Annotated in this window: 8 protein-coding genes and 1 tRNA gene; all 9 read left to right on the plus strand. The window is 35.0% G+C overall.

The window, feature by feature from the left end; translation table 11 throughout:
• Nucleotides 1–57 precede the first annotated feature (57 nt).
• The 9 genes from QM843_RS08765 to QM843_RS08805 all read left to right on the plus strand — a co-directional run bounded on the left by QM843_RS08765 (nucleotide 58) and on the right by QM843_RS08805 (nucleotide 6,632).
• Nucleotides 58–324: an RNA-binding S4 domain-containing protein gene (locus tag QM843_RS08765; RefSeq protein WP_001234978.1), complete on the plus strand. Its 267-nt coding sequence runs from the start codon at nucleotides 58–60 to the stop codon at nucleotides 322–324.
• Complete coding sequence (locus tag QM843_RS08770) at nucleotides 317–685, plus strand: septum formation initiator family protein (protein ID WP_049543468.1); 369 nt, start codon at nucleotides 317–319, stop codon at nucleotides 683–685. The genes QM843_RS08765 and QM843_RS08770 overlap by 8 nt, the downstream gene beginning before the upstream one ends.
• A 4-nt stretch (nucleotides 686–689) precedes the next feature.
• The gene (locus tag QM843_RS08775) at nucleotides 690–812 is read left to right on the plus strand and encodes an SP_0009 family protein (protein ID WP_000429334.1); all 123 of its coding nucleotides are present in this window, start codon (nucleotides 690–692) and stop codon (nucleotides 810–812) included.
• Nucleotides 805–2,073 (plus strand): serine hydrolase, encoded by a 1,269-nt coding sequence (locus tag QM843_RS08780; RefSeq protein ID WP_261081754.1) that lies wholly within the window; start codon nucleotides 805–807, stop codon nucleotides 2,071–2,073. Before QM843_RS08775 ends, QM843_RS08780 begins: the two co-directional genes overlap by 8 nt.
• Nucleotides 2,070–3,347 carry a tRNA lysidine(34) synthetase TilS gene (gene tilS / locus QM843_RS08785; protein ID WP_414304777.1) on the plus strand — a complete coding sequence of 426 codons (1,278 nt, stop codon included), beginning with the start codon at nucleotides 2,070–2,072 and terminating at the stop codon, nucleotides 3,345–3,347. The genes QM843_RS08780 and tilS overlap by 4 nt, the downstream gene beginning before the upstream one ends.
• Nucleotides 3,348–3,351: 4 nt before the next feature.
• Nucleotides 3,352–3,894: a hypoxanthine phosphoribosyltransferase gene (gene hpt / locus QM843_RS08790; protein ID WP_020902319.1), complete on the plus strand. Its 543-nt coding sequence runs from the start codon at nucleotides 3,352–3,354 to the stop codon at nucleotides 3,892–3,894.
• A gap of 15 nt (nucleotides 3,895–3,909) precedes the next feature.
• Nucleotides 3,910–5,868: an ATP-dependent zinc metalloprotease FtsH gene (gene ftsH / locus QM843_RS08795; RefSeq protein WP_414304776.1), complete on the plus strand. Its 1,959-nt coding sequence runs from the start codon at nucleotides 3,910–3,912 to the stop codon at nucleotides 5,866–5,868.
• Nucleotides 5,869–5,987: 119 nt separating this feature from the next.
• Nucleotides 5,988–6,467, plus strand: a complete 480-nt coding sequence (locus QM843_RS08800) for a sigma-70 family RNA polymerase sigma factor (protein ID WP_414304775.1) — start codon at nucleotides 5,988–5,990, stop codon at nucleotides 6,465–6,467.
• A gap of 93 nt (nucleotides 6,468–6,560) precedes the next feature.
• A tRNA-Glu gene (locus QM843_RS08805) sits at nucleotides 6,561–6,632 on the plus strand.
• Nucleotides 6,633–6,687 lie beyond the last annotated feature (55 nt).

A 6,687-nucleotide genomic window follows, 5' to 3' on the forward strand; every position in this document is an offset into this window, starting at 1 on the left:
CATTTTTCTTCTATAAAGTAGATAAAAATGATACAATAATAATTTGAGGTAATAAAAATGAGATTAGACAAATATTTAAAAGTATCACGAATTATCAAGCGTCGTACAGTCGCAAAAGAAGTAGCAGATAAAGGTAGGATCAAGGTAAATGGAATCTTGGCAAAAAGTTCAACGGATTTGAAAGTTAATGACCAAGTTGAAATTCGTTTTGGAAATAAGTTGCTACTTGTAAAAGTACTGGAGATGAAAGATAGTACAAAAAAAGAAGATGCAGCAGGCATGTATGAAATTATCAGTGAAACACGGGTAGAAGAAAATGTCTAAAAATATCGTACAATTGAATAATTCTTTTATTCAAAATGAACACCAACGTCGTCGCTATCTGATGAAAGAACGACAAAAACGTAATCGTTTCATGGGTTGGGTTCTGATTTTGATGATTTTATTGTTCATTTTACCAACTTATAATCTTGCTCAAAGTTATCACCAATTACTCCAAAGACGTCAACAGTTATCAGACTTGCAAACTCAGTATCAAACCTTGAGTGAGGAAAAGGAGAAAGAGACAGCTTTTGCTACAAAGTTGAAAGATGAAGATTACGCTGCTAAATACATGCGTGCAAAATATTATTATTCTAAGAATCGGGAAGCTGTTTATACGGTTCCTGACTTGCTCCCAAGGTGATAAAATGGAAAATTTATTAGATGTAATAGAGCAATTTTTGAGTCTATCGGATGAAAAACTAGAAGAGTTGGCTGATAAAAATCAATTATTGCGTTTACAAGAAGAAAAGGAAAGGAAGAATGCGTAAGTTCTTAATTATTTTGTTGCTACCAAGTTTTTTGACAGTTTCAAAAGTCGTTAGCACAGAAAAAGAAGTTGTCTATACTTCGAAAGAAATTTATTACCTTTCACAATCTGACTTTGGTATTTATTTTAGAGAAAAATTAAGTTCTCCCATGGTTTATGGAGAGGTTCCTGTTTATGCGAATGAAGATTTAGTAGTGGAATCTGGAAAATTAACTCCCAAAACAAGTTTTCAAATAACCGAGTGGCGCTTAAATAAACAAGGAATTCCGGTATTTAAGCTATCAAATCATCAATTTATAGCTGCGGACAAACGATTTTTATATGATCAATCAGAGGTAACTCCAACAATAAAAAAAGTATGGTTAGAATCTGATTTTAAACTGTACAATAGTCCTTATGACTTAAAAGAAGTGAAATCATCCTTATCAGCTTATTCGCAAGTATCAATTGATAAGACCATGTTTGTAGAAGGAAGAGAATTTCTACATATTGATCAGGCTGGATGGGTAGCTAAAGAATCAACTTCTGAAGAAGATAATCGGATGAGTAAAGTCCAAGAAATGTTATCGGAAAAATATCAGAAGGATTCATTTTCTATTTATGTTAAGCAACTGACTACTGGAAAAGAAGCTGGTATCAATCAAGATGAAAAGATGTATGCGGCTAGTGTTTTGAAACTCCCTTATCTTTATTATACGCAAGAAAAAATAAATGAAGGTCTTTATCAGTTAGATACGACTGTAAAATACATATCTGCAGTCAATGATTTTCCAGGTTCCTATAAACCAGAAGGAAGTGGTAGTCTTCCTAAAAAAGAGGATAATAAAGAGTATTCTCTAAAGGATTTAATTACGAAAGTATCAAAAGAATCTGATAATGTAGCTCATAATTTATTGGGATATTACATTTCAAACCAATCTGATGACACATTTAAATCCAAGATGTCTGCTATTATGGGAGATGATTGGGATTCAAAAGAAAAATTGATTTCTTCTAAAATGGCTGGGAAAGTTATGGAAGCTGTTTATAATCAAAATGGATTTGTATTGGATTCTTTGACTAAAACAGATTTTGATAATGAGAGAATTGCCAAAGGTGTTTCTGTTAAAGTAGCTCATAAAATTGGAGATGCGGATGAATTTAAGCATGATACAGGTGTTGTCTATGCAGATTCTCCATTTATTCTTTCTATTTTCACTAAAAATTCTGATTATGATACGATTTCTAAGATAGCCAAGGATGTTTATGAGGTTCTAAAATGAGGAAACAAGATTTTTTAAATCATTTTCTCAAGAAGGGATATTTCAAAAAGCATGCTAAGGTGATGCTAGCTCTTTCTGGTGGATTAGATTCTATGTTTCTATTTAAGGTGTTATCTACGTATCAAAAAGAGTTAGAAATTGAATTGATTCTAGCTCATGTGAATCATAAGCAGAGAGTAGAATCAGATTGGGAAGAACAGGAATTAAGGAAGTTAGCTGCTGAAGCAGAGCTTCCTATTTATATCAGCAATTTTTCAGGAGAATTTTCAGAAGCACGTGCTCGAGAGTTTCGTTATGATTTTTTTCAAGAGGTCATGAAAAAGACAGGTGCGACAGCTTTAGTCACTGCCCACCATGCTGATGATCAGGTGGAAACGATTTTAATGCGCTTGATTCGAGGAACTCGTTTGCGCTATCTATCAGGAATTAAGGAGAAGCAAGTAGTCGGAGAGATAGAAATCATTCGTCCCTTCTTGCATTTTCAGAAAAAAGACTTTCCACCAATTTTTCACTTTGAAGATACATCAAATCAGGAAAATCATTATTTTCGCAATCGTATTCGAAACTCTTATTTACCAGAATTAGAAAAAGAAAATCCTAGATTTAGAGATGCAATCTTAAGCATCGGCAATGAAATTTTAGATTATGACTTAGCTATAGCTGAATTATCAAAGAATATTGATGTAGAAAATTTAGATCAGCTATTGTCTTACTCTGAGTCGACACAAAGAGTTTTACTTCAAACTTATCTGAATCGTTTTCCAGATTTGAATCTTACAAAAGCTCAGTTTGAAGAAGTTCGGAAAATTTTAAAAACTAAAAGCCAGTACCGTCATCCACTTAAAAATGGCTATGAATTAATAAAAGAGTACCAACATTTTCAGATTTGTAAAATCAGTCCTCAGGCTGATGAAAAGGAAGATGAACTTGTGTTACACTATCAAAATCAGGTATCTTATCAAGGATATTTATTTTCCTTTGGACTTCCTTTAGAAGGTGAATCAATTCAACAAATACCTGTTTCACGCGAAACATCTATATACATTCGCCATCGAAAACCAGGAGATGTTTTGATTCAAAATTGGCATAGAAAAAAACTCAGACGTCTATTTATTGATTTGAAAATCCCTATGGAAAAGCGAAAATCTGCTCTGATTATTGAGCAATTTGGTGAAATTATCTCAATTTTGGGAATTGCGACCAGTAATTTGAGTAAAAACACGAAAAATGATATAATGAACACTGTACTTTATATAGAAAAAATAGATAGGTAAAAAAATGTTAGAAAACGATATTAAAAAAATCCTCGTTTCACACGATGAAATTACAGAAGCTGCTAAAAAATTAGGTGCTCAACTTACTAAAGACTATGCAGGAAAAAATCCAATTTTAGTTGGGATTTTAAAAGGATCTATTCCTTTTATGGCTGAATTGGTCAAACATATCGACACACATATTGAAATGGACTTCATGATGGTTTCTAGCTATCATGGTGGAACAGCAAGTAGCGGTGTGATCAATATTAAACAAGATGTGACTCAAGATATCAAAGGAAGAGATGTTTTATTTGTAGAAGATATCATTGATACAGGTCAAACTTTGAAGAATTTGCGAGATATGTTTATTGCAAGAGAAGCAGCCTCTGTTAAAATTGCAACCTTGTTGGATAAACCAGAGGGACGTGTTGTAGAAATTGAGGCAGACTATACCTGCTTTACTATTCCAAATGAGTTTGTAGTAGGTTATGGGTTAGACTACAAAGAAAATTATCGTAACCTTCCTTATGTTGGAGTATTGAAAGAAGAAGTATATTCAAATTAGAAAGAACAATTTTTAATGAAAAAACAAAATAATGGTTTAATTAAAAATCCTTTTCTATGGTTATTACTTATTTTTTTCCTAGTTACAGCTTACCAGTATTTTAGTACAGGTAGTGTTGCAGGGAAAAGTGAGCAGATTAATTATACAGAATTGGTAAAAGAAATTACCGATGACAATGTAAAAGAATTGACTTACCAACCAAATGGTAGTGTTATCGAAGTTTCGGGTGTCTATAAAAATCCTAAAACAAGTAAAGAAGAAACAGGAATTCAGTTCTTTTCTCCTTCTGCCATAACAGTAGAGAAATTTTCAAGTATTATTCTTCCTTCAGATACTACAGTATCCGAATTGCAAAAACTTGCTTCTGACCATAAAGCGGAAGTAACTGTTAAGCATGAAAGTTCAAGTGGTATGTGGATTAATATTCTTGTATCCATTGTGCCATTCGGTATTCTTTTCTTCTTCCTATTCTCTATGATGGGAAATATGGGAGGAAATAATAGTCGTAACCCAATGAGTTTTGGACGTAGCAAGGCCAAAGCTGCAAATAAAGAAGATATTAAAGTCAGATTTTCAGATGTTGCTGGAGCTGAGGAAGAAAAACAAGAATTAGTTGAAGTCGTTGAATTCTTAAAAGATCCAAAACGATTTACAAAACTTGGAGCCCGTATTCCAGCAGGTGTTCTTTTGGAGGGACCTCCGGGAACAGGTAAAACTTTGCTTGCTAAGGCAGTAGCCGGAGAAGCTGGTGTTCCATTCTTTAGTATCTCAGGTTCTGACTTTGTAGAAATGTTTGTCGGAGTTGGAGCTAGTCGTGTTCGTTCTCTTTTTGAAGATGCCAAAAAAGCAGCACCAGCTATCATCTTTATCGATGAAATTGATGCTGTTGGTCGTCAACGTGGAGTCGGTCTCGGCGGAGGAAATGACGAACGTGAACAAACCTTGAACCAACTTTTGATTGAGATGGATGGTTTTGAGGGAAATGAAGGGATTATTGTCATCGCTGCGACAAACCGTTCCGATGTACTTGACCCTGCTCTCTTGCGTCCAGGACGTTTTGATAGAAAAGTATTGGTTGGCCGTCCTGATGTTAAGGGTCGAGAAGCAATCTTGAAAGTGCACGCTAAAAATAAACCTTTGGCAGACGATGTTGATTTGAAATTAGTGGCCCAACAAACCCCAGGTTTTGTTGGAGCAGATTTAGAGAATGTCTTGAATGAAGCTGCTCTAGTTGCTGCTCGTCGCAATAAATCGATAATTGATGCTTCAGATATTGATGAAGCAGAAGACAGAGTTATTGCTGGTCCTTCTAAGAAAGATAAGACAGTTTCACAAAAAGAACGTGAATTGGTTGCCTACCATGAGGCTGGACATACCATTGTTGGCCTAGTCTTATCGAATGCCCGTGTTGTTCATAAGGTTACAATTGTACCAAGAGGTCGTGCAGGTGGTTACATGATTGCACTTCCTAAGGAAGATCAAATGCTTCTATCTAAAGAAGATATGAAAGAGCAATTGGCTGGCTTGATGGGTGGACGTGTAGCTGAAGAAATTATCTTTAACGTCCAAACTACAGGAGCTTCAAACGACTTTGAACAAGCGACACAAATGGCGCGTGCAATGGTTACAGAGTACGGGATGAGTGAAAAACTTGGTCCAGTTCAATATGAAGGAAATCATGCCATGTTTGGTGCACAAAGTCCTCAAAAATCAATTTCAGAACAAACAGCTTATGAAATTGACGAAGAGGTTCGTTCATTATTGAATGAAGCACGAAATAAAGCTGCTGAAATTATTCAGTCAAATCGTGAAACTCACAAGTTGATTGCAGAAGCACTATTGAAATACGAAACATTGGATAGTACACAAATTAAATCTCTTTATGAAACAGGAAAGATGCCTGAAACAGTAGAAGAGGAATCTCATGCACTATCTTATGATGAAGTAAAGTCAAAAATGAATGATGAAAAATAACCCAAAGAGAGGCACTGCCTCTCTTTTTTGTGCAGTTTAGACGGTGTAGGGAACAGAATGGGGAAATGGGCCAAAAGTGTTTCTGAATCTGTTAGACTGTATCTAGAAAGGGGAACGTTATGTTTAAAGAATTGTATAAAGAAGTCCAGGGAATTGTATATAAGAGTAGAAATGAATATTACTTGCATTTATGGGAGCTATCAGATTGGGACCAAGAGGGAATGATTTGCTTACATGAATTGATTAGTAGAGAAGAAGAGCTAGTAGAAGATATTCCTCGTTTACGTAAATACTTCAAAACTAAATTCCGTAATCGAATTTTAGACCATATCCGTAAACAAGAAAGCCAGAAGCGTAGATATGATAAAGAACCTTATGAAGAAGTAGGTGAGATCAGTCATCGTATCAGCGAGGGAGGTCTGTGGTTAGATGAGTATTATCTCTTTCATGAGACACTAAGAGATTATAGAAACAAACAAAGTAAAGACAAACAAGAAGAGTTAGAACGCGTCTTAAGACATGAACGCTTCCGAGGGCGTCAAAGAGTATTAAGAGACTTACGTATTGTGTTTAAGGAGTTTGATATCCGTACTCGGTAAGAAGCTATGCAAAAAAAATGAAAAAAGTTTAAAAAAAGTGTTGACAAAGTTTGAAAAGCCAGTATAATAGTAAGAGTTGAAAATAACAGCTCCGGTCCGTTGGTCAAGGGGTTAAGACACCGCCTTTTCACGGCGGTAACACGGGTTCGAATCCCGTACGGACTATGGTATGTTGCAGAAGAAATACTGATTGAAAAAAATAAAAAAAGTTTCAAAAAAG

The sequence above is a fragment of the Streptococcus mitis genome (assembly GCF_047463435.1).
Taxonomy (GTDB): domain Bacteria; phylum Bacillota; class Bacilli; order Lactobacillales; family Streptococcaceae; genus Streptococcus; species Streptococcus mitis_DS.

Excerpts from the sequence above, each read along its gene's own strand:
- QM843_RS08765 (WP_001234978.1), top strand. The coding sequence starts at position 58 with ATGAGATTAGACAAATATTTAAAAGTATCACGAATTATCAAGCGTCGT.
- QM843_RS08770 (WP_049543468.1), top strand. The coding sequence starts at position 317 with ATGTCTAAAAATATCGTACAATTGAATAATTCTTTTATTCAAAATGAA.
- QM843_RS08775 (WP_000429334.1), top strand. The coding sequence starts at position 690 with ATGGAAAATTTATTAGATGTAATAGAGCAATTTTTGAGTCTATCGGAT.
- QM843_RS08780 (WP_261081754.1), top strand. The coding sequence starts at position 805 with ATGCGTAAGTTCTTAATTATTTTGTTGCTACCAAGTTTTTTGACAGTT.
- tilS (WP_414304777.1), top strand. The coding sequence starts at position 2,070 with ATGAGGAAACAAGATTTTTTAAATCATTTTCTCAAGAAGGGATATTTC.
- hpt (WP_020902319.1), top strand. The coding sequence starts at position 3,352 with ATGTTAGAAAACGATATTAAAAAAATCCTCGTTTCACACGATGAAATT.
- ftsH (WP_414304776.1), top strand. The coding sequence starts at position 3,910 with ATGAAAAAACAAAATAATGGTTTAATTAAAAATCCTTTTCTATGGTTA.
- QM843_RS08800 (WP_414304775.1), top strand. The coding sequence starts at position 5,988 with ATGTTTAAAGAATTGTATAAAGAAGTCCAGGGAATTGTATATAAGAGT.